This is a genomic window from Novosphingobium pentaromativorans US6-1, from assembly GCF_000767465.1.
Taxonomy (GTDB): Bacteria; Pseudomonadota; Alphaproteobacteria; order Sphingomonadales; family Sphingomonadaceae; genus Novosphingobium; species Novosphingobium pentaromativorans.
The window spans coordinates 151499-171603 of sequence record NZ_CP009293.1 but is presented as its reverse complement, the minus strand read 5'-3'; the positions used below and the strand labels follow the sequence as shown (position 1 = coordinate 171603).

Annotated in this window: 17 protein-coding genes and 1 pseudogene; 6 read left to right on the top strand and 12 right to left on the bottom strand. The window is 61.1% G+C overall.

What is annotated here, in order from left to right:
• The first annotated feature begins 5 nt into the window (after positions 1–5).
• Entirely contained in the window at positions 6–470 is a 465-nt protein-coding gene (locus tag JI59_RS22685; protein ID WP_007015644.1) for a hypothetical protein, read from the top strand.
• A 227-nt stretch (positions 471–697) separates the two neighbouring features.
• Here JI59_RS22685 and JI59_RS22680 read toward each other — a convergent pair whose 3' ends face one another.
• From JI59_RS22680 to JI59_RS22660, 5 genes are read right to left on the bottom strand one after another with little or no spacing between them, the layout of a single operon-like run.
• The gene (locus JI59_RS22680; RefSeq protein ID WP_041565051.1) at positions 698–2239 is read right to left on the bottom strand and encodes a thymidine phosphorylase family protein; all 1542 of its coding nucleotides are present in this window, start codon (positions 2237–2239) and stop codon (positions 698–700) included.
• A 2-nt stretch (positions 2240–2241) separates the two neighbouring features.
• A complete protein-coding gene (locus JI59_RS22675; protein ID WP_007015647.1) occupies positions 2242–3600 on the bottom strand; it encodes an MBL fold metallo-hydrolase RNA specificity domain-containing protein in 1359 nt (452 codons plus the stop codon).
• 9 nt (positions 3601–3609) lie between these two features.
• Positions 3610–5997, bottom strand: a complete 2388-nt coding sequence (locus JI59_RS22670) for a phosphoketolase family protein (protein WP_039858735.1) — start codon at positions 5995–5997, stop codon at positions 3610–3612.
• On the bottom strand, positions 5954–7021 hold the full coding sequence (locus tag JI59_RS22665) for a ribose-phosphate pyrophosphokinase (RefSeq protein WP_052118044.1): 1068 nt from the start codon (positions 7019–7021) through the stop codon (positions 5954–5956). Before JI59_RS22665 ends, JI59_RS22670 begins: the two co-directional genes overlap by 44 nt.
• Positions 7022–7040: 19 nt before the next feature.
• A complete protein-coding gene (locus JI59_RS22660; protein ID WP_239000646.1) occupies positions 7041–7436 on the bottom strand; it encodes a response regulator in 396 nt (131 codons plus the stop codon).
• Between the two features lie 315 nt (positions 7437–7751).
• Here JI59_RS22660 and JI59_RS22655 point away from each other — a divergent pair, with 315 nt between their 5' ends.
• The 3 genes from JI59_RS22655 (at position 7752) to cls (ending at position 11688) form a co-directional block, all read left to right on the top strand.
• Positions 7752–9062, top strand: a complete 1311-nt coding sequence (locus tag JI59_RS22655) for an MgtC/SapB family protein (protein ID WP_007015651.1) — start codon at positions 7752–7754, stop codon at positions 9060–9062.
• Positions 9063–9387: 325 nt separating this feature from the next.
• Positions 9388–10215 (top strand): universal stress protein, encoded by an 828-nt coding sequence (locus tag JI59_RS22650; protein WP_007015652.1) that lies wholly within the window; start codon positions 9388–9390, stop codon positions 10213–10215.
• Between the two features lie 42 nt (positions 10216–10257).
• The gene (gene cls, locus JI59_RS22645) at positions 10258–11688 is read left to right on the top strand and encodes a cardiolipin synthase (RefSeq protein WP_007015653.1); all 1431 of its coding nucleotides are present in this window, start codon (positions 10258–10260) and stop codon (positions 11686–11688) included.
• Positions 11689–11747: 59 nt separating this feature from the next.
• Here cls and JI59_RS22640 read toward each other — a convergent pair whose 3' ends face one another.
• Both JI59_RS22640 and JI59_RS22635 read right to left on the bottom strand, forming a co-directional pair.
• Positions 11748–12491, bottom strand: coding sequence for a Bax inhibitor-1/YccA family protein (locus tag JI59_RS22640; protein WP_007015654.1), 744 nt, complete (start codon positions 12489–12491; stop codon positions 11748–11750).
• A 104-nt stretch (positions 12492–12595) separates the two neighbouring features.
• Positions 12596–13021: a hypothetical protein gene (locus tag JI59_RS22635; protein ID WP_039858721.1), complete on the bottom strand. Its 426-nt coding sequence runs from the start codon at positions 13019–13021 to the stop codon at positions 12596–12598.
• 625 nt (positions 13022–13646) lie between these two features.
• Between JI59_RS22635 and fabI the strand changes: the two genes are divergently transcribed.
• On the top strand, positions 13647–14420 hold the full coding sequence (fabI, locus tag JI59_RS22630) for an enoyl-ACP reductase FabI (RefSeq protein WP_007015657.1): 774 nt from the start codon (positions 13647–13649) through the stop codon (positions 14418–14420).
• Positions 14323–14823: pseudogene (locus JI59_RS22625) on the top strand (N-acetyltransferase family protein); the annotation flags it as partial. The gene fabI and the pseudogene JI59_RS22625, both read left to right, overlap by 98 nt.
• Before the next feature lie 13 nt (positions 14824–14836).
• Here the strand turns inward: JI59_RS22625 and JI59_RS22620 are convergent.
• From JI59_RS22620 to JI59_RS22605, 5 genes are all read right to left on the bottom strand, one after another.
• Positions 14837–16528 carry an MBL fold metallo-hydrolase gene (locus JI59_RS22620; RefSeq protein WP_007015658.1) on the bottom strand — a complete coding sequence of 564 codons (1692 nt, stop codon included), beginning with the start codon at positions 16526–16528 and terminating at the stop codon, positions 14837–14839.
• An 18-nt stretch (positions 16529–16546) separates the two neighbouring features.
• Complete coding sequence (locus tag JI59_RS27840; protein ID WP_007015659.1) at positions 16547–16768, bottom strand: hypothetical protein; 222 nt, start codon at positions 16766–16768, stop codon at positions 16547–16549.
• Between the two features lie 14 nt (positions 16769–16782).
• Complete coding sequence (locus JI59_RS22615; RefSeq protein WP_007015660.1) at positions 16783–17175, bottom strand: response regulator; 393 nt, start codon at positions 17173–17175, stop codon at positions 16783–16785.
• Positions 17176–17257: 82 nt separating this feature from the next.
• Positions 17258–17881 carry a response regulator transcription factor gene (locus JI59_RS22610; RefSeq protein WP_039858728.1) on the bottom strand — a complete coding sequence of 208 codons (624 nt, stop codon included), beginning with the start codon at positions 17879–17881 and terminating at the stop codon, positions 17258–17260.
• A complete protein-coding gene (locus JI59_RS22605; protein WP_007015662.1) occupies positions 17871–19760 on the bottom strand; it encodes a PAS domain-containing sensor histidine kinase in 1890 nt (629 codons plus the stop codon). The genes JI59_RS22610 and JI59_RS22605 overlap by 11 nt, the downstream gene beginning before the upstream one ends.
• Between the last annotated feature and the right edge of the window lie 345 nt (positions 19761–20105).

The following is a 20105-nucleotide window of genomic DNA, read 5'->3' as shown; positions in this document are numbered from 1 at the left end:
GCGCCATGGACGAGATCACCATCGCACGCGTTGTCCACGTCGTAGCCGTCTTGCTCTGGATCGGCGGCGTCGCCTTTGTGACACTGGTGGTGATGCCGTCCGTGCGCGCGTTGCACGCGCCCGACGAACGCCTGGCCGCCTTCCACCGGATCGAAGGCCGCTTCGCGCCGCAGGCCCGCATCTGGGTGTTGCTGGCTGGCGCAAGCGGTTTCTGGATGACCTGGCAAGGGGAAATGTGGGGCCGCTTTCTAAATCCGGCATTCTGGTGGATGCACGTGATGGTCCTGGTTTGGTCGATCTTCGCTGTGATGCTGTTCGTCGTTGAACCATTGTTTCTGCATCGCCGCATGGCAATCTCGCCCGCTCCCGCAAGGGATTTTGTGCGAATGCAGCGCGTGCATCAAATGTTGTTGGCAGCGAGCATCGTCGCAGTCGCCGGCGCGGTAGCCGGAAGCCACGGTCTTATTTGAACTCTGGGCCTGAACTTAATCGAGATGGACCTTTATCGACGAAAACAGGATTGCGCATCGGCCGCCGGCGGCGCGCTCCGCTGAGCGACAATCATCATTTTCGCCTGATGATCGCTGCCGCGCGCCAGACGGATGCGAACGATCGGTTGGAGGCGATGTCTCCGGACAGTTCGTGAACACTAATCTCTGCTACGTTTAACTGCACCACCTTGACCACAAACCCATTATTATGGTTGTGTCTCGTCTTTGGCCTCCAAGAGGATCAAATCCCCTGCCCGTTTCGCGTAATCCAGCGCATAGGCCAGTTCGCCGCGTGTTGCAGCATGGACATGAAGCAGAGGCTGGCCCCGCTCTACCTCATCACCAAGCCGTACAGCCATTGAAATGCCGGCTGCCTTGCTCGCAGGTGCCCCCGCGAGCTTAGCGAGCCGCGAAACCTTGCGGTTATCAATGCGGGTCACCCGTCCTGCCTGCTTCGCTGAAATCGTATATCGCTGCGATGCCTTTGGCGGGACGCGCAATCCTCCCTGCGCTTTGCATATCGCCTGAAACTTGTCCCAAGCGCGACCAGTGGTGAGCGTCTTCATGGCGAGCGCTCCACCCTGCCCCGCCTCCGCCTTGCCGCCGATCTCCAGCGCCGCACCCGCCAGAGTCACCGCGCGTTGACGCAGATCGTCCGGCGCGTTTCCGGCGTTTTGTAAGACCGCAAGCACATCGAACGCCTCGAGCGCCGGCCCGATGCCACGGCCAACAGGCTGTGACCCATCGGACAGGAAACACGTCGCGGAAAGGCCGAAGCGCGCCGCGACGCCACTGATGCGATCGGCAAGCCGCGTCCCTGCTTCTTCGCTGCGCACCTTTGCCGTCATCCCTACCGGGATATCGATGACGACATGGGTCGAACCCGCCGAAATTTTCTTGGAGAGCACGGACGCGATCAGTTGTCCTTCGGTATCGACATCGAGTTCCCGCTCGATGCGGACGAAGATATCGTCCGCCGGACTTAAATCAACGGCGCCGCCCCAAGCGACGCAGCCGCCCTCGGCGGCGACCACCCGTCGCAGCATATCAATATCAAGCTCGACCGGCGCGAGGGTTTCCATCATGTCCGCAGTCCCTGCCGGCGATGTAATGGCTCGCGAAGAGGTCTTGGGCATGACGAGACCATTGGCGGCAACGATCGCCACCACGATCGGCGTTGTGCGATTACCCGGCAGACCGCCGATGCAGTGCTTGTCAAGAACGATCGGCGCGTCCCAGCGCAACTGCTCGCCCACATTCACCATGGCTCTGGTCAAGCCTGTTGTTTCTTCCTCATCGAGTGGCAGCGCAGCGCTGGCGGTGAGAAAGGCGGCGAGATGGACATCCGTATAACGCCCGGCGACGACATCCTCCACAATCTGCGAGAATGCCGTCAAATCAAGCCTGTTACCATAGATACGGCGGCGAACCTGTGCGAGCGATTCCAGCGCGGTAGGATGCGCTATTTCGACCTCCTCGCCCTCATCCACGCCCAACAGATTCCAGGCGGTTTCCGAAAGCCCAATCTCGTCGAGAGCCAATATGTCGTCGCCCTCTGTCTGATACAGCGTCGCCTGGACCTCACATGGGCCGTGCCTGACAACCACCTGCGATCGCGCAGCGAAACCCTCCGCCCGGCAAACATCGCAATCGGCGCGCATCAGGACAATCGCCTGATGCTGACTGTGGAGGCGTAACCGACGAACGCGATGTCGCGCCGGCCGAGAAGGAATGACTGTCTCCGCCACAATCAAAGATCGAATGCCTGGCCTTGGCGTGGCACGGTTGCGTCCCATCCCAGTTCCCGGTCAATTCGGACGCGAAGCGCTTCCGACGCATCGTCCTCCCCGTGAACGATGAAAACGCGATCGGGCTTCCTGCGAAACCCCCGCAGCCACAACATCAATTCGTCGGCGTCGGCGTGGGCGGAGAGCATGGAGAGATCCGCCACCTCAGCCCGAACAGGAATCCACTGACCGTGAATCTTCACTTCCCTCGCGCCCTGCAGCATCTTGCGTCCGCGGGTGCCGGCAGCCTGAAAGCCTGAAAAGAGAATTGTGTTCTTAGGATCAGGCGCAAAAGCCTTGAGATGGTGAAGCACGCGACCACCGCTCGCCATGCCGCTTGCCGAGATGACGACCTTGGGCCAGGAACTGGCCGAGATCGCTTTGGATGCCTCCACTTCCCGCGTGTAGGTGGCGATGCCGCAAATCGCATCGCACTCTTCCGGCGACAACCGGTGATCATCATGATGAGCATGCAGCAGCCCAGTCGCGGAAATCGCCATGGGACTGTCCAGATAGATCGGGATATGCGTGAGCCTGCCTGAACTTTGCAGCCGCCACAGATGATAGAGGATCGCCTGCGCCCGCCCAACCGCGAAGGCGGGGATCACGACCGTGCCGCCGCGCTTTACGGTGCGGCTGATAATGGTGCCGAGCACTTCGGTGGGATCAGCGGCGTCATGCTTCCGATTGCCGTAGGTGGACTCGATGACCACATGGTCAGCTTCCATGCCTTTGTCCGGATCGGGCATCAGAGGGTCGCCATAGCGTCCAAGATCGCCCGAAAAAACGATGTTGCGTCCCCCCCAACTGATCTCGGCGACCGCCGCACCGAGTATATGGCCGGCACGCCGGAATTTGAGGACTGCACCTTCAGCGACTTCCGTTTCGACATCAAAATCGACCGTGGAGAAGAACTCCATCGCCCGCTGCGCGTCCTGCACGCCGTAAAGGGGGAGGGCAGGCTTGTGCTTTGTGAATCCCTGCCGATTGGCGAAGTCGGCATCCTTCTCATTAAGAAAACCGCTATCTTTCAGGATCAGTTCGGCCACGTCGCGCGTGGCGTCCGTGGAATAGATGCGGCCCCGAAATCCGTCCCGAACAAGCTTTGGCAAATACCCGGAGTGATCGAGATGGGCATGCGTCAGAATGACCGCATCAATGCTCGACGGCTTGATCGGCAACGTCTGCCAGTTGAGTTCACGCAGATTTTTCAGACCCTGAAACAGACCGCAATCCACGAGGATATGCTTGTTGCCACAAGTGAGCAGATGCTTCGAACCAGTGACGGTCCCCGCGCCGCCAAGTGAGGTGAGAGTCAGCATGAACAACCCCTATTCGATGATGAAACCAAGCGCGGCCGGATCGCCGCGTCCGTTGAGCGCATCCACTTCCGCCGGCCGAAGCCACGCGTCCCTTTGTTCGGGAAAGAGGTGACGCGCTGCATCCACGAGATGCGCCCAGGTTGAGCGGTTCGCGAACAGCATGCCGGCGACGTCGAGCGTGCCGCCGCGGCTGATATAGCCAAGCGCCGTGGTTCGGCCAGGCCCGCTATCGATCCGCCTGAGGAGACCCAGCATTGGCTCGGGCCGAGTATGCGATGCGACGATGCGTGGCAAGCCGGGTGGAAACAGGGCATTTACCGCTTCATCGGTCGCGGTGAAAGCTGCCTCGATCGCGTCCCGTGGAATCCTGAACCGGCCAGGTTCAAGAAGGGCGGTGACGAGCGGCCGCCGACCCCGCGCCTTCAGGCGTTGCGCCGCCTTGATCGCCTCCTCTAGCTGGTAGGCGCCGATCGCCACCAACTGTATGTCGGCCCCGGCGACCTCGCCTTCGACATGCGCCGCACCGTCCGTCACCAGGCGCTGCGCTGTTTCGCCGGCGAAGCGATGCGGCATGTCGCGCTTTGATACGATCAGGCAGGCAATCTCGCCGCGGCCAGCGTAAATCGTTCGAAGCGCGGCTACCGCGCTGTTGGCATCGACCGGGAACATGACCCGCGCGGTGTCGGACATCTCGCCGAACAGCGCCTCGCCAATGGTCGGGTCCTGGTGGGACTGCTCGTTCTTGGAATTCTCCCAGCTATGCGATGTGACAACGAGCGGCACCGAAATCCATCCAGGATCCTGGCCAACCTCGCGCTGGCGGCGGGCAAAGACGATCTCCTGGCGCAACGCCCCGAGCATCTTCACCGCGAACGCCTCATAGCTGATAATCAGATTGAGACCGCCCTTGTTGGCGAGCGCCGCGCCTGCCACCGCTTCTTCGTTCAGGGCAGTGACGACCGCGCCGTCAATAGCCTCCGCGACCCCCGGCTCGGGCACGGCGACACGGTGCCGCAGCCTTTCCAGTGCCGCGCCCATATGGTTCGAACGCATCTCATCAGGATTGCCAACGCGAGGACGGAGGCCCGGATTGGCATCGACCAGGCGTACAAACCAGTCATCAAGCGCATGCATGGCGCAACTTGCCGGAGCGCCCGCCCGTGTCCAGTCACCGTCTGGAAGCACCGGAAGCGGCGGCTTGCGCACGGCCAGTGGGTGACGGCTCTCGAGCGCTCGGCCCTGCGTCTCATGCTCAGTGAACGCTGCGACAGCGCGATCGAGTTCAGCCGGCCCGACGAAGAGCGCGCGCGCGGCGGTATTGAAACGGTTTCGCGCGGCTTCGTCCTCGGCCGGATTGGTACCAAGTGGAAGGTTGTGCGCGGCATTGGTTCCGGCGCCGGGAAAGCCGAAGCCTTTCACCGTCTCGGCGATCACATAGGGGATCGGCGCCGGATAGACATGCCGCGGATCGGCGGCGAAGCGCTCCAGGTCGACTTCGGCCTGCAGGATCCCGCAGACAAAAGCTGCCGGATCCCGTCCATCGATCACCTGCGGTGCAAAGCCATTGAGTCTCAAATGTTCGGAGAACCATTCGGCGCCGCCTTGCTGCGCAATCTGGACCCGCTCCTCTATGCGCCGGCCGTTCAGAATCATCACCGGTACGATCAGCCCAGAATCCTCGGCGCGCCACCAACGGGGCGTCCAATCCGAGCCTCGCTGTTCTTCAAATGCGCCGTCGCTGAGAAAGGCCACGAGCCGCTCCCCGGGGAGCGGCATATGGGCATATTGCACTTCGGCGAAGCCGAGATAACCACCTTCGGAAACGGCACCCGCCGTGTTCGGTCCGGCATGGCTGCCAAGAGGAACGGCTGGCGCTCCATCTGCGCCGATCCTGTATGAATAGAAATCGGCGACAAGACTCGACAAACCTGCCTCGCTCCGATCATAACGCCCCTTCTGGGCGGGCGAGACATCGCCGGTGAGGGCATTCACAGCCTCAATCGCCGCGACGCAGTGCCCCTGTCCCATCAACCAAGCGCGCGTCGTGGCGGTGAGCGCGTTGGCCGCCAGATAGCCCACGAAGGCAGGAACCATGTTAAGCGATCCGCCGGTATGACCTTCGGGCGCCGTCTTGAAGGCATCCCGGGCCAGCGGCTCGCCTGAGAGATCCACGCGCTTGGCATAAGTCATATGGATAACGGTCCACATCGCTGCGGCGGTGAGCCTGTCCGCCGCCGCAAGAATGGAATACAGCCGCCCGGGTTCGAACCTGCCTGATCCGGCGAGCCTTCCGACACCATCAATCGTCTCGTCGCTATGCGCAATGGGGCCATAGCCGCTCCGCCAGCCTTCATCAGTCTCCGTGCCGTTCCACGCCGCCCATCCAAGAGGGGGGATCGCTCGCCGGAAAGGAATCGACCCCCGCTCGATCCACTTCATCCATCGGCTCGGGCGGGCACCGATGTCGAACGTTTCCACCCCCAACCGCTTCCGGGCCAGCGAGCGCCCGCCCAATCATCGGAGCCAATGCGATCGCGTTGCTCGCATGACTGACAGAGTCGGTCGAAACGATCCGGCGACATAGCGGGCTGAGCTGTTCGAAGGCATCTCCAGCGAAAATGGCGTGAACAATCACGACGATGGGCAACGTCAATCCGCGAAGTGCGAGCTGCCGCGCCGCTTCGATCAAGGTCCGTCCTGATGAAGCAATGTCGTCGACCAGCACCGGCTGGCGGTCGCGCCAACGGGAAAGATCGGGTAGCTCAATGTCCACGTTCCGGTCGCCATGGCGAATCTTGCGAGCGACCGCATAGGGAGCGCCGACCTGCGCCGCGATGGCTGCGACCCACTGTTCGCTCTCTGTATCGGGTCCGATAAGGAGCGGATTGTCGACATTGGTAGCAATCCAGTCCGCAAGGAGAGGTGCGGCATGAAGGGCGATGGCCGGCATCGAGTAGAGATCCGTCAGAGCAAGATAGCGGTGCAGATGGGGATCGACCGTGACGAGCCGGTCAAAACTCGATGAGAGGAGACGTGCAAAACTAAGCGACGTCACTGCCTCGCCCGTTTGGAACCGTCGATCCTGCCGCATATAGGCAAGGTAAGGTGCAATCAGGGTGATGCTTCGCGCGCCAAGCGAACGCGCCCCATCCGCCGCGAAGACAAGCCGCAAGAACCCCGCATCAGGCCGAGCGAGCGTGCAGACGAAGATGACCGATCTGTCCTCAACGTCGGAAAGTATCCGCAAATAGGTTTCCCCATCCGGAAAGCTTCTCGTCTCCACGGCGCCGAGTTCCCAGTCCTCCGCATCCGCGAGCAGGCGGGCAAAGCTCTCGTTCCCAGCAAGTGGTATGACGAGGTTTCGGCTTGCATTGCCTGCATTCTCAAATGTTGTGACACGGATAGTTGGATCATCGCTCATGATTTGCAACTCCACGCCCTCACACGCGTCCCGTCGCCCGATCGACCGAAGCGATAAGGCGCCTCTCGGGCAAAGGCTTTTCCAGGATTTCCACAAAGATCTCGTCGCCCTGCGCCGCAGCGACATAGTCGACGCGGTGCGCCGTGACCAATATGGCTGGGCTCGTCCAACCATTGGCGCGCAAGCTGCGAACCAGCGTAATCCCGTCCATGCCGACCATGCGAAACTCCGTAATCAGGCAGAGCGCTTGGGTGATGGCGGGATCCACCAACGCCTGTACCGGACTGGAATGCGCACGAACATCATAACCGCAGCCCTGGAGGGTCAGCTGGCACGATCGGCGGACCATGATGTCGTCGTCGACCAGGACGATCTGGGGGCGGGCCGGTGATGCCGGGGCAGTCATTTCTTGCATCTTCGCACGAGCCAATCTGTCCTTGATCGTTTCCAATATGTGTCGGTATGGTGACGCGTGTCCCTACGTAACGTTCCTATGTTTTGAGCGCACCAATGCCTGTTTGCCGAGGTGGCACTCGCTGGTTGGACGCCCGAAGGTGACCGCGTAGCATTGCTTATTCGGGGCGGCTCCGCGCTTCCGTATCGTCACCTCAAGAAACGACTGGAGCATCGAGAGTGACAGATTCGCACGCGTTACCAAACTCGGGCGCTCAAATCATATGATCCGCAGGCAGCGCGTTCCCACTCAATCGCTACCGCTATCGCGTCTGATATGGCAGATCTCGTGACAGCCCAGTCCACGGGCGCGATGGTGCAACTTGGGTATCTCGGCCTGGCGCTCGCGCTCGGCTTGTTGATCGGTGTCGAGCGCGGATGGGCCTATCGCGAAGCGCAGGCCGGTTCCCGCATTGCCGGGATTCGCACCTTTGGGCTGATCGCTCTCGCGGGCGGCCTGGCCGGACTGGTCGGCTCGACGGTTCATATCGCTCTCGCGGCCATATTGATCGCAGCAGTGGCTGCGCTGGTGGTGATCGGATATCGGCAGTCTCTCGCAAATGCCCCCAACGTCAGCGCAACGATGGCCATCGTCATGCTGCTGACGCTCTGTATAGGATTGCTCGCGACGATCGGCCAACCGATCATGGCTAGCGTCACAGCCGCGGTCGTAACGCTGGTCTTGTCGTTTCGGCGTCAGTTGCATGGATGGCTCGGCCGCCTCAGCGAAATCGAAGTTCAGGCCATAGCGCGTTTTGCACTGATCGCTTTTGCGATCCTGCCCCTTCTCCCCGACCGCGCGATGGGTCCCTATGAAGCGTGGAACCCGCAACAGCTCTGGATGATGGTGGTTCTTGTCTCCGGACTGTCCTTCGTCGGCTATGTTGCATCGAAGAGGTTCGGGCCATCGCGAGGCACGATCGTCACGGCCGCTGCCGGCGCCATGGTGTCATCGACGGCAGTCACCGCCTCGCTTGCGACCCGTCTTCGAGCGAACGATGAAGCGCCAGGTATTTTGATTGCGGGCATCGCGGTGTCGTCCGCGGTCATGTTCCTGCGTGTTCTGCTGATGGTTGCCGTTCTCGCGCCCTTTGCCCTGAGATCACTCACCTTGATCATCGGACCTGCGGCATTGATCAGCCTCATCGCCACTTGGTGGTCGTTGCGCACAGTGGCCAAGCCACAAAGCACCGAGGAAAAGCAGTTCGTACTTCGCAACCCGTTCGATCTTGGACCAGCGTTGATTCTCGTTGCGCTGGTCATGATCCTTTCCCTTATCGCACGCTGGGTCCTTGCCCGTTTCGGCGATGCTGGTCTGGCTACAGTCCTCGCCATTTCCGGCATGGTGGATGTCGATTCCGCCATCATCACCATGGGAGGACTCCCGCCCTCCAGTCTTGCGCCGGTCACTGCAGGGCTGATCCTGGCGGCGCCGGTTCTCCTCAACACGCTCTTGAAGGCAGGTATCGCCATCGGGATTGCGGGGACGCGTCGCGGCCTTCCTGCAGCACTCCCGCTCCTTCTCAGCATGGCCGGAGCGTTACTGATGCTTCCGCTCCTGCTGATCGATATGCGTCTGCCCTTGTGAAAGAAATCGTAGCTGTGAACCAGCGACAGGGCGAAACTGGTCTCCTGACAAGGGCTCCGAGGGGCAGCCCATGTCAGGAGTGATCGTCATTGCTCGTTATGGAGCAAGGGCCGAATGGCGCCCGTAGAGCGTTCCCTCAACCGCGTCACCCCCGTTCCGGCGGATGGAGGCCTGTGTAAGGCGTGTCGAGGCGTGAGCGACGCCGCTGCGCCGCAAAGCTTTCGCTAGCCGCATTGGATGCTCGGCAGAAAACTACGGGGTTTCCCCAAGTGTGTCGCACCTACCGGCCTTTTAGGTTGGCCGCACAGGCAAAAAAGGTGATTCGATGCTCAAGGATCTCGTCGCAATCGTGGACAATGGTGAAAAGAGCGCGGCATTTGTGCAGCGCGCGATCGGGTTCGCCAAAGCGCAGGATGCCCATTTCGCGATAACCTTGCTGACCGATATCTTCTGGGATCCTGCGATCCTGCCGCCTTATGAAGCCTATTCCGGTGTGTTCGAACAGATCGAGGCCGAACAGTCGCGCCGGATCACAGCGGTCAAGACACTAGTCGAGCATGCACCGATTGCTGTCGAAGTGCGCGCGGTGACCGACGCGCCAGCCTATTTGAACGGCGCAGCGAGCGTCGAAGGTCGATATGCCGATATGCTGCTGGTCGGCGGACCATCGGCCTTTGAAAACCCCAAGCTGCGACGCCGCAGCATCGAGGCCGCGCTGATGTCATCCACAGGCCCGATCCTGATCCTGCCGGATGACAGTCAGCTCGAGCGAGTTCGCCACGCGGTCCTAGGCTGGGATGCATCGCCAGAAGCGCGCCGCGCCGCAAAAGATCTGCTGCCGGCACTAGACCCCGGCGCGCATATCGATATCGTCGCGGTCGACGCCCAACCCAGCGAGTCAGGGCATGGCCCCTCACCCGGCACCGACATCGCACGTCATCTCGCGCGACATGGGTTCGACGTCGAGGTACATCAACAAAGCTCTGTGGGCCGGACCGTCTCGGACGCGCTTGAGGAATTCACGAGTTCGTCCGGTGCTGACCTCCTGGCGATCGGCGCATTCGCGCATTCACGCGTCCGGGATATCTTCCTGGGCGGCGTGACCAGGCATTTGCTGCAAGACGTGCGCATCCCGCTGCTGCTCTCGAGATAGGTCGGCCTTGCTGGCGACCGCCATAGCGGTGACGATGGCCGCATGGCGTATCTAGAGAATCATTGGGGCCTTTTCTATCTTTCGACGGAATGGATCATCCGCCTCGCGATGGTCATAGCGGTCCCGTTCCGAAGGTCCCCGGAGGCAGCACGCAGCTGGCTGCTGCTGCTCTTCTTCCTGCCGATCCCGGGAGTTATCCTGTACCTCCTCGTGGGTCGGCCGCGCTTTCCTAAATGGCGGCAACAGCGGTTCGCGGGAATGCCGCGATCAGGCCAGGCAGACGCCCTTATCGCAGCCGCGACGAAGATCTTCGAGCCAGGCATCGAGCATGGACGGGCACCGATCGAAAAGCTTGCCAGGAACCTCGGTCAGTTGCCCGCGGTCGGCGGCAATGCCCTGGATCTGCTCGACGATTACCAGGGCGTAATAGATCGTCTGTGTCGCGACATCGATGCAGCGCACGACCATGTCCACCTCCTCTCTTACATATTCGCCGACGATGCCGTGGGAATGCGCGTGATCGAGTGCCTCGGCCGCGCAACCCGGCGCGGCGTGCGGTGCCGGGTTATGATTGACGCGCTGGGCTCCCGGCCCTGGGCCTCTTCCGTCCTCCGCGCATTGCTTGCGCAAGGCGTCGAGGCGCGCGAAGTTCTGCCGGTCAGGCCCTTTCGCTGGCGACCGGCACGCGCCGACCTGCGTAACCATCGCAAGCTCTGCATCGTCGATGGGACAATCGGCTATATCGGATCGCAAAACATCGTCGCGGCGGATTTCCGCCCTGGCATCCGGAACGAAGAACTGATGGCACGCGTCGAAGGCCCGATCGTCGCCCAACTGCAATCGGTGTTCCTGGCAGACTGGTATCTCGAGACCGAGCAGCAATTCGGAGACCCGCCGCTCTTTCCGCCACCGATCAGCGTCGGCGACGTATCGCTGCAGCTCCTGCCGAGCGGACCCGATTACCCGGTGTCCGGGAGTGAGCGCCTGACCGTCGCTCTCCTTTATGCGGCGCGTGAGCAGGTGGTCGTGACGACGCCCTATTTCATTCCGGACGAAGGCCTGATCGAGGCGATCCAGTCGGCCGTGCTGCGGGGCGTCGATGTCCGTCTCGTCCTGTCCCTTGTGCAGGACCAGCGGCTCGTTGGCCTCGCGCAACGGTCATTTTATGCTGAGATGCTGCGCAGCGGCGTCCGCATCTTCCTGTACGAAGATCGATTGCTGCACGCGAAGCATGTGAGTGTCGATGGCGATCTGGCGACGATCGGGTCCAGCAACGTCGATATCCGATCCTTCACGCTCAACGCGGAAGCCAATCTCATCCTCTATACTCCGGATCAAGTCCGCCGCCTCAACACACTGCAGGAGCGCTATTTTTCAGGAAGCCGCGAACTGCTGGCAAAAGATTGGGCCAGCCGTCCGTTTCACCGCAAAATCGCCGAGAACCTAGCTCGCCTGATCAGCCCGCTGCTTTGATTGGAACGCCTGCCCCCAACGCCCCGAACGGCAGGCGATTGCTGGTCGCCCTGCCCGCCCTAACGGCGGTCACCGGTCAGCTGAAGCAGGAAGGTGAACAGGTTGATGAAATCGAGATAAAGCGTCAGTGCACCCATGACCACGGATTTGCCGAGGAGATCCGAACCCTGGATCGTGAAGTACATGCTCTTGATCTTCTGGGTATCGTGGGCGGTGAGCCCCGCGAACAGCAGGACGCCGATCGCGCTGATGGCGAACGCCATCGCGTTCGATTGCAGGAACATGTTGATCACCATCGCGACCAGAAGACCGACGACGCCCATGATGAGAAACGTGCCGATCGCCGAGAGATTCCTTTTGGTCGTGTAGCCGAAGAGGCTGAGGCCGGCGAAAGCCGCTGCGGTCGCGAAGAAAGTCTGTGCGATCGAGGTGCCAGTATAGACGAGGAATATCGTCGACAGAGATAGACCCATGAGCACGGCAAAAGCCCAGTAGAGCCCCTTCGCTGCACCGAGCGAAAGCGTGTTGGCGCGGAAACTGAGGACCATCACGACGGCCAGCGGCGCGAGCATCACGATCCACTTCAGCGGGCCGCCCTGGGAAAAGAGCTGCGCCGCAAGCGACGTCGCGCCCCCGGAGGCGAACAACAACGCGACAATCCCGGTGAGCAGGACGCCCGACGCCATGGTATTGTAGACAGACAGCATATAGGAGCGCAGCCCGCGGTCGAATGCGGCCTCGCCAACCGCTGTGGTTGCCGCGCGTGGAATGGCGTTTGCCTTCGGATCAGACCATTGTGCCATCGAACTCAATCCTTTTCAGCTAACCGGCGCTTGGATGGCACCGGAACTTTCTCTGGGGCTTTGATCTGAACCCGGGCCATTCACGTCGCGGCCGCTGACGTTCGTCATTTGCCGCGCTTGGTTGCATCCGGCTTCTCGGCCGTTGCACCGCCCTGCAGCAACGTGAACCAAGGCTTGAAAAGAGAATCGAATGGGGTCGCGCCCGTGGCATCGAGGCTTGAGCTTACTGTCGAGGACAGGCTATTCCGCCAGTCGGCGACCGCTTCTTCCACCTTTTCCGCCGTGCCAACCCTTAGCGTTTCCAGCTCGCCGAGATAGTCTTGCATAGGGCCCGTGCCCGGCAAGGAGACCACGCCGCCTTCAACTCTCTTCGAAATCGCAGCGCGGGTCTCTGCGGCAACCTCAGATGCTCCTCGCCCGCCGATCTCGATGATCTTCTGGCCGCTTTCACGCCAGGTTTCGGCAAGCTTCAGCGCAAGACGCAAATTCGCCTGCGTCAGCGCGAGCACATTATCGAGGGGTTGCGACATGTCAGCTTCTCCAGTTTCTTGTGGGCTTAAGGCGCCATAGGACCGCGGATGGTAAAGTCGCAAGCCTTGGCGCTGCTTGCCATCGGGACATGTACGTAATTAGCGGACGGCCCAGCTGCGGGCCAGGCACGCCTCGAACCGCAGGCACCTGCACCTCACCAAAGCCCTCCGTAAAGACACGCATATCGGCCCTGCGGAAAATGGCGATAGCTGTGGGCCATGCAAAGCGAGCTTGGTACCGTGTCAGCTTCCCCCTTCGTGCCAAAGGGACGTTTCGTCGCCCTCGGGGGTCCCGTGGTCGATATTCAATTCGCCGTGGAGGACTTGCCGCCAGTTAACGATGCACTGCATATCGACGCGGGTTCGGCGAGGAAGCTGCTTGCCGAACCGCAAAGCCATATCAATGAACATCCGGTGCCCGCCGTTACGCTACAGACAGCGAATGGGTTCAACCGCGGCGCCGCGACCATGATTGCCGTTCGCGATGCCGTTCTAGGACGCGTCCTGGCCATAACAAGCATGTGGACAATGGGCCGACTATCTGCATGCCCGATAGCCGAGTCAAAGTCCCGGTCGTCCGACCAAGGCGGACGATCCATATCATGAACATCGTCCGGAGAAGCGCATGAAGCCGCTCGTCGATCTGACCGGCAAGCGCGGGCTGGTCATCGGAATCGCAAACGACAAGAGCATTGCCGCCGGGTGCGCCGATGCCTTTGCCGGATGCGGCGCGCGTCTTGCCGCAACCTATCTCAACGAGAAAGCAAAAGACTGGGTCACGCCGGTCGCCGAGAGGCTCGGCGTCGAGTGGACGGCACCATGCGATGTTCGCGTGCCGGGACAGCTCGAGGCCCTGTTTGGCGAAGTGGAACGGCGCTGGGACGGCCTCGACTTTCTGCTCCATTCAATCGCGTTCGCACCGCGGGAAGATTTACATGGTCGGGTAGTCGATTGTTCGGCCGACGGATTCGCCATGGCCATGGACGTGTCCTGCCACAGCTTTTTGCGGATGGCAAAGCTGGCCGAACCGCTGATGAAGGTCGGCGGCTGCCTGCTATGTGTCACCTTCTATGGCTCCGAACGCGTGGTCCAGCATTACAATCTAATGGGTCCGGTCAAGGCCGCGCTCGAGAGCGCCACACGCTACATCGCTGCCGAACTGGGATCCAAAGGCATACGCGTCCACGCCATCTCGCCCGGACCGATCGCCACGCGGGCAGCCAGCGGCATCGAACGGTTCGATGAACTGCTGACCCGCGCGGCATCCGAAATGCCTGGCCAGCAACCGGTCGACATCGAGGATGTGGGAGCGCTCGCCGCCTTCCTGGTCAGCGATGCGGCAAGGCGGATCACCGGAACCATCATTCCCGTCGACGGCGGCCAGCATCTGCTGGCCTGACCGGCCATATCGTGAAAGGATCCTATCCATGACTGACAACATCAGCACAAAATTGCAGACCCGGACCGGGCTCACCCTCCTTGTCAGACAGGCAGGCCCGGACGATGCACCGATCCTGGTAGAGCTGTTCCACAATGTGAGTCTGGAGGAGCTGCGCTTTCGCTTTCTCACCGGCCTCAGTCAGGTCGGCGCCGATCAAATCAAGGCGATGACGCAGCCCGATCATAGCACGATCGAGAGCTACATCGCATTCGATCCCGATGGCACCGCAGTGGCGACTGGCATGCTCGCCTGTGATACGCAGGGCGAGCGCGGCGAAGTCGCAATTTCCGTTCACGCGAGCCATCATAATCAAGGCATTGGATGGACCCTGCTCGCCTTTCTGGCGGAGCGCGCGACCGCGCGTGGCCTAAAGGTCATCGAATCGATCGAGAACCGGGGTAATCGTACAGCGATTGAGGTCGAGCGTGATTCCGGTTTCTTAATTCAGGAATATCCCGGCGATCCCACCCTCGTTCTCGTGACACGCAATTTGGCGACGCCGCCCGGGGCCTGAATTGGGTTACCGGCAGCCGATCTGTCGCTGTGAGGGAGGCGGTAAGTCGTCGACCGTCGCTCCAAGCTTCCGGCCATGCGCAAGCCGAGCCTTCCCTCAGCCCGGCGGGCGATGTAGGGCATCCATCATACGACGCAGAGCGGCTGATAGCGCGGCGTTCGTTGGAAGCGCCTCGAGGTCCTCCTTGAGATTGGCGAGAAGACTCGCGCACATGTTTCGCCAGTCCAGGCCGATTGCTTCGTTGGCTTCGCCACGATTTCGATTCATGAGGCTCGCCGCGCCGCCGCGCCGCCGCGCCGCCGCGAGCTAGATGGTAGCAATCGCCAATGTCAGGGGACATGATCGATCGTGCCGCGCCGCGGGCAACCAGCTCGGCGCGCAGCGATTCGATTGTTCCTGCCTCGCCATGTGTCAGGAAAAGGCTTCCCGTGATGGGATGCCGGTTCTCAATCCATCCAATAAGGCCATCGCGATCAGCGTGCCCGGCATAGCTATTGATCTGCCGGACCCGGGCCTGAACGACGATAGAGCGACCCCACATGCGCACACGCTTTGCGCCATCGAGGATAGTGCGTCCCAGCGTGCCGGCCGCCTGAAATCCTACGAAGAGGATCGTCGAGTCCGCACGCGCCAGATTATGCCGGAGGTGATGCCGGATGCGGCCGCCCTCGCACATACCCGACGCAGCCAGGATGATCGCTCCCGAGGCGGCGTTGAGCGCGATCGAATCCGTTGAGGATTCGATGTAATGGAAAGAAGGGTGATCGAAGATTTTGCCTCGCCCCATGTCTTCCAGCCCGTCGGCGTATCGCCCGAATACCTCGGTTGCCCTCCCCGCAAGCGGCGAGTCGATGTAGACCGGCATGCGAGGCAACCGCCCCGCGTTGAGGAGGCTGGCAATATCGAGAAGCAACTCCTGCGTGCGCTCGAGTGCGAATACAGGAATGATCAGATTGCCGCCTAACGCCATGGCTTGCCTGATCTCTCCCTGGAGCAGTGTGCGCCGTTGTCGAATGGTGGCTTGCTTGTGGGTGTGGTCGCCGTAGGTGCTTTCGCAAATGACATGGTCGAAGCCGGCGGGAGCGGCCGGGTCAGGATAAAAGGCCTTGTGCTCGGGCCCGAGATCCCCGGAAAAAAGCAATCGAAGCCCCCCGACAGCCAGTTCGACCGAAACCGATCCGAGAATATGTGCGGCATTCCAGAGACGCGCGCGGATACCGGGCACCGGCTCGAACCAGGTCTCCAGAGGGATGTCACATGCCCGGAGCGCTGCTTTTGTCCCGTCCCGTTCAGTAAAGATCGGTTCAAGGGGTTGCTCGCCTGCGCGGTCGGGCCGCCGGTTTCGCCTTGCCGTATCATTCTCCTGAATGCGCCCGGCATCGGGCAACATGAACGCGAGAAGATCTCGTGTTGGCGAAGTGCACCAAACCTTTCCGGTAAATCCGGATGAGACCAGCTTGGGCAACAAGCCGCAATGATCGATGTGGGCATGGCTGAGGATGACCGCCTCGATCGCACTCGGCTGGAAAGCGAACGCCTGATGGTTCAGCATCTCCAGGCTGCGTGACCCCTAGAATAACCCGCAATCGATCAGGAGACGCCGCTCCCCGCAGACCAGTTCCATGCAGGAGCCGGTCACGGTGCGGCCCGCACCATGGAATTGCAGTGAAACAGACTCTTCCTCGTTCATCATCGCCCTTCGATCGACCGCCAGCGTCCTGGCGTCTACGCGCCCTCGCTCCTTCTCGCGATCTTCGACAGCAGCGACAATCAGGAGCGATTGCCCTGCCAATCATGCGCATCCGGCTAATAGTCGACGAGCCGGGCCACGGTGTCCGCCAAGCTGTGCTCACGCAGTGGCTTTTCGATGACGCGGGAAAATCCCTCCCGCATTGCCTGGTCGACCAGACGGGGTGAATGATAGGCGGAAACGAGCACTGCCGGCCCCTTCCAACCATTGTTCCGCAGCGCCTGCAGGACGCCAATGCCGTCGATCTCCGGCATCAGATAGTCGGTGACAAGGCAGGCAGCCGCCAAGGCGAGAGGATCGGCAAGCAACGCCTTGCTCGAGGCATAGGAGCGTACATCGTAGCCTTTTGCTTGAAGAAGGAGCTGGATAGAACGGCGGACACCCGGATCGTCCTCAACGAGCATGATGACAGGCCGGGTTGCGTCCAGAATTGGAAGAAGTGCGTTCATGATCGTCCTGACAGACCGGCTGACGAAGTGCCGGATCGGTCAGATGACGGAGAGGCGCCCTTCTGGTCTTTACGTAGTGGTCCTAGGCATCTTTATCGCCAAGGTTGGCCGCGAAGGCGATGCGTAGCGCATCGGACAGGCTCTTAACGTTCAGCTTTGCCATGAGGTTCGCTCTATGCACCTCGACTGTGCGGGGCGATATGCCGAGGTCGAAGGCGATCGTCTTGTTCGGCAGCCCGTCAGCAAGCCCCTTGAGCACATCTTGCTCCCTGCTCGTCAATCCCGCGATCAGCACAGTCGCTTCCGCGGCACGCTCGGAACGCTTACTCAAACCGTCAAGCCGCTCAAAACCGGCGGTGATTGCTTCGATCAGCGTCGCCTTTTCGAACGGCTTCTCAATAAATTCGACCGCTCCAGCCTTCATGGCACGGACAGCGATGGAAATGTCGCCATGGCCCGTGAGGATGATGACCGGCATCGCGACGCCACGCTCGATCAACATCTTCTGCACCTCGAGTCCGTCCATGTCGGGCATCCGGACATCAAGGAGGATGCAGCCGTGCTCGACATGACGAACCTCTCGCAAGAACGCGACGCCCGACGGATAAGTGGCGACCGTATACCCCGACGTCTTCAGCATGAACCCGGCTGAGCGCCGGATCGCCTCCTCATCGTCGACTATGTGGATCATGCGTCTATCCGTCATTGATCGCCTCCGGGTCTGCTCCAACCAGCGTGAAATGAAATTGTGATCCGCCCCCCTTGCGCGGCTCAAGAAAGATACGACCCCCATTTGCCTCGACGATCGTCCGGCAAATCGAAAGCCCAAGGCCCATGCCTTCACTTTTTGTGGTCACAAAGGCGGTGAACAGCTGCCGTGCAACATGTTCCGCAACTCCGGGGCCTGTGTCCGCCACGGTGACGCGGACCATGCCACTGTCTTCTTGCCGTGTGCAAACCCATATCTGCCGCTCAGGCGAGCTTGCCATTGCCTCGACCGCATTGCGGACGAGGTTGATCAGAACCTGTTGTATCTGCACCTTGTCGACCAGTACCAGCACCGCGCCGGTGTCGAAATCGAAATGGGACCGAACACCTTTTTCCTTCGCACCAATCAATCCGAGCGCTGCCGCCTCCGCGATCAGGTCCGGCAGATTCTCAACCGTCTTCTCGACTTCGCCCCGCGCGACAAAATCACGCAGCCGCCGAACGATCTGGCCCGCGCGGATCGCTTCACCAGCTGCGTCGTTCAGCGCCTCGGTGATCATCGGCAAGTCGTCGGAATTGCCTTCTGCCAGTAAATCCCGCACCGCCTCGACATAGTTGGCAACCGCCGTAATTGGCTGGTTGAGTTCATGCGCCAGGGTCGACGCCATCGTGCCCATCGCACTAACGCGGGCGACATGAATGAGTTTGGATTGCAACTCCTCAAGGCGCTCCTGAGTCTCCTGTCGTTCGGAGAGGTCGCGGATGAAGCCGGTGAACACGCGCTGCTTGTCGCTGATCGCCTCGCCCACCGAGAGCTCCATGGGAAAGGTCGAACCATCACTCCGACTGGCCAACACCACGCGGCCAATGCCGATGATCCTGCGTTCGCCGCTGGTAAGATAGCGCTCAAGGTAGCCGTCATGCCGCTCCTTGTCCGGCGACGGCATTAGTCGGCTGACATTTGATCCGACGACCTCGGCTTCCGTATAGCCAAAAAGCTTCTCGGCGGCAGTGCTGAAGGAAATGATGCTGCCCTGTTCATCGATCACGACCATTGCATCGGGTACAGTCGCGAGGATCGAGCGCAGGTGGCTGGCATTCGCTTGCAGTGCACTTTCCGCAGCCCGCTGCTGGGTAGCGTCGCGCACGACCTTGCCGAACCCGCGAAGCGCTCCTTCTTCGTTATACAGCGCAGTGATTGAGACATGCCCCAGGAATTCCGAACCATCTTTACGGACCCGCCAGTCCTCTTCTTCGAATTTGCCAAGCTCGCGCGCGCGCGCGAGATCGGATCCCGGCTTTCCGGCCTCCACAGCATCGACCGGATAGAAGACCGAGCAATGCTCGCCGACTATCTCCGCCTCGCTCCACCCTTTCAGTCGCTCGGCGCCCTCATTCCAGATCGTGACCCGACCCTCGGGGTCCAGCATGTAGATTGCATAGCCTTCGGCGCCGTCGACCAGCAGATTCAGCTCCTCGGCAGCGGCCGCGCCCTCACGCAGACGCGCGGCGACACGCTCATTCTCTTTGCGGGACCGTCGCTGCCAGGGGGCATTGCCCCCAGCGAACAATATGATACCGCCGGCCAAAGCCAGGGCTGTCACAACACTGATCGTATCGAACATGAAGGAGGGTTCGAAGAGTTCGAGCAGAGTCGCAGCGACAATCGACAGGATCGCGGCAAGCAACGCCTGACGGGCGCCGCCGGCAACCGCAGCGACCAAGACGGCAATGCAGAACAGAAAATAGGGCTCGCCAGCGACCAGCCAGGGTTTGAGCGTATAACGCGCAACGACCGCAATCAAGACCGCTGCTACCGTGATGATCGACGCCAGGATCTGGGAACGTCTCACCTGTGCCTCGCTGCCGATCATCATAGATTTACCGGGAAACCAGATGCACGCGGATCAATGCCGAAAAGCCAGGTAAGAATCGGCAGGGGCACAAAATGTTATGCCCCGCACGATCGCGCTTCGGATAGCTCGCGCTCCGGCGCGCGGAGCGCCTCTCAAAGGGCAAAGACATCACGCACTCCCGCTGCCGCCCCGCCAGTCGGGACGGTTGATCGCGCGCAAACATAGGAAAACGCGCCCTGCGTATTTCCCGAAGGTCTTTCATTTCGCAGGCCGCCCGACCGAAGCCGAGAGCCTATGTTCAACGCGCCAATTGCGACCATTTCCTCACGATCAAGATCGGAAAAGGCCAGCGCACGCTATGATTTT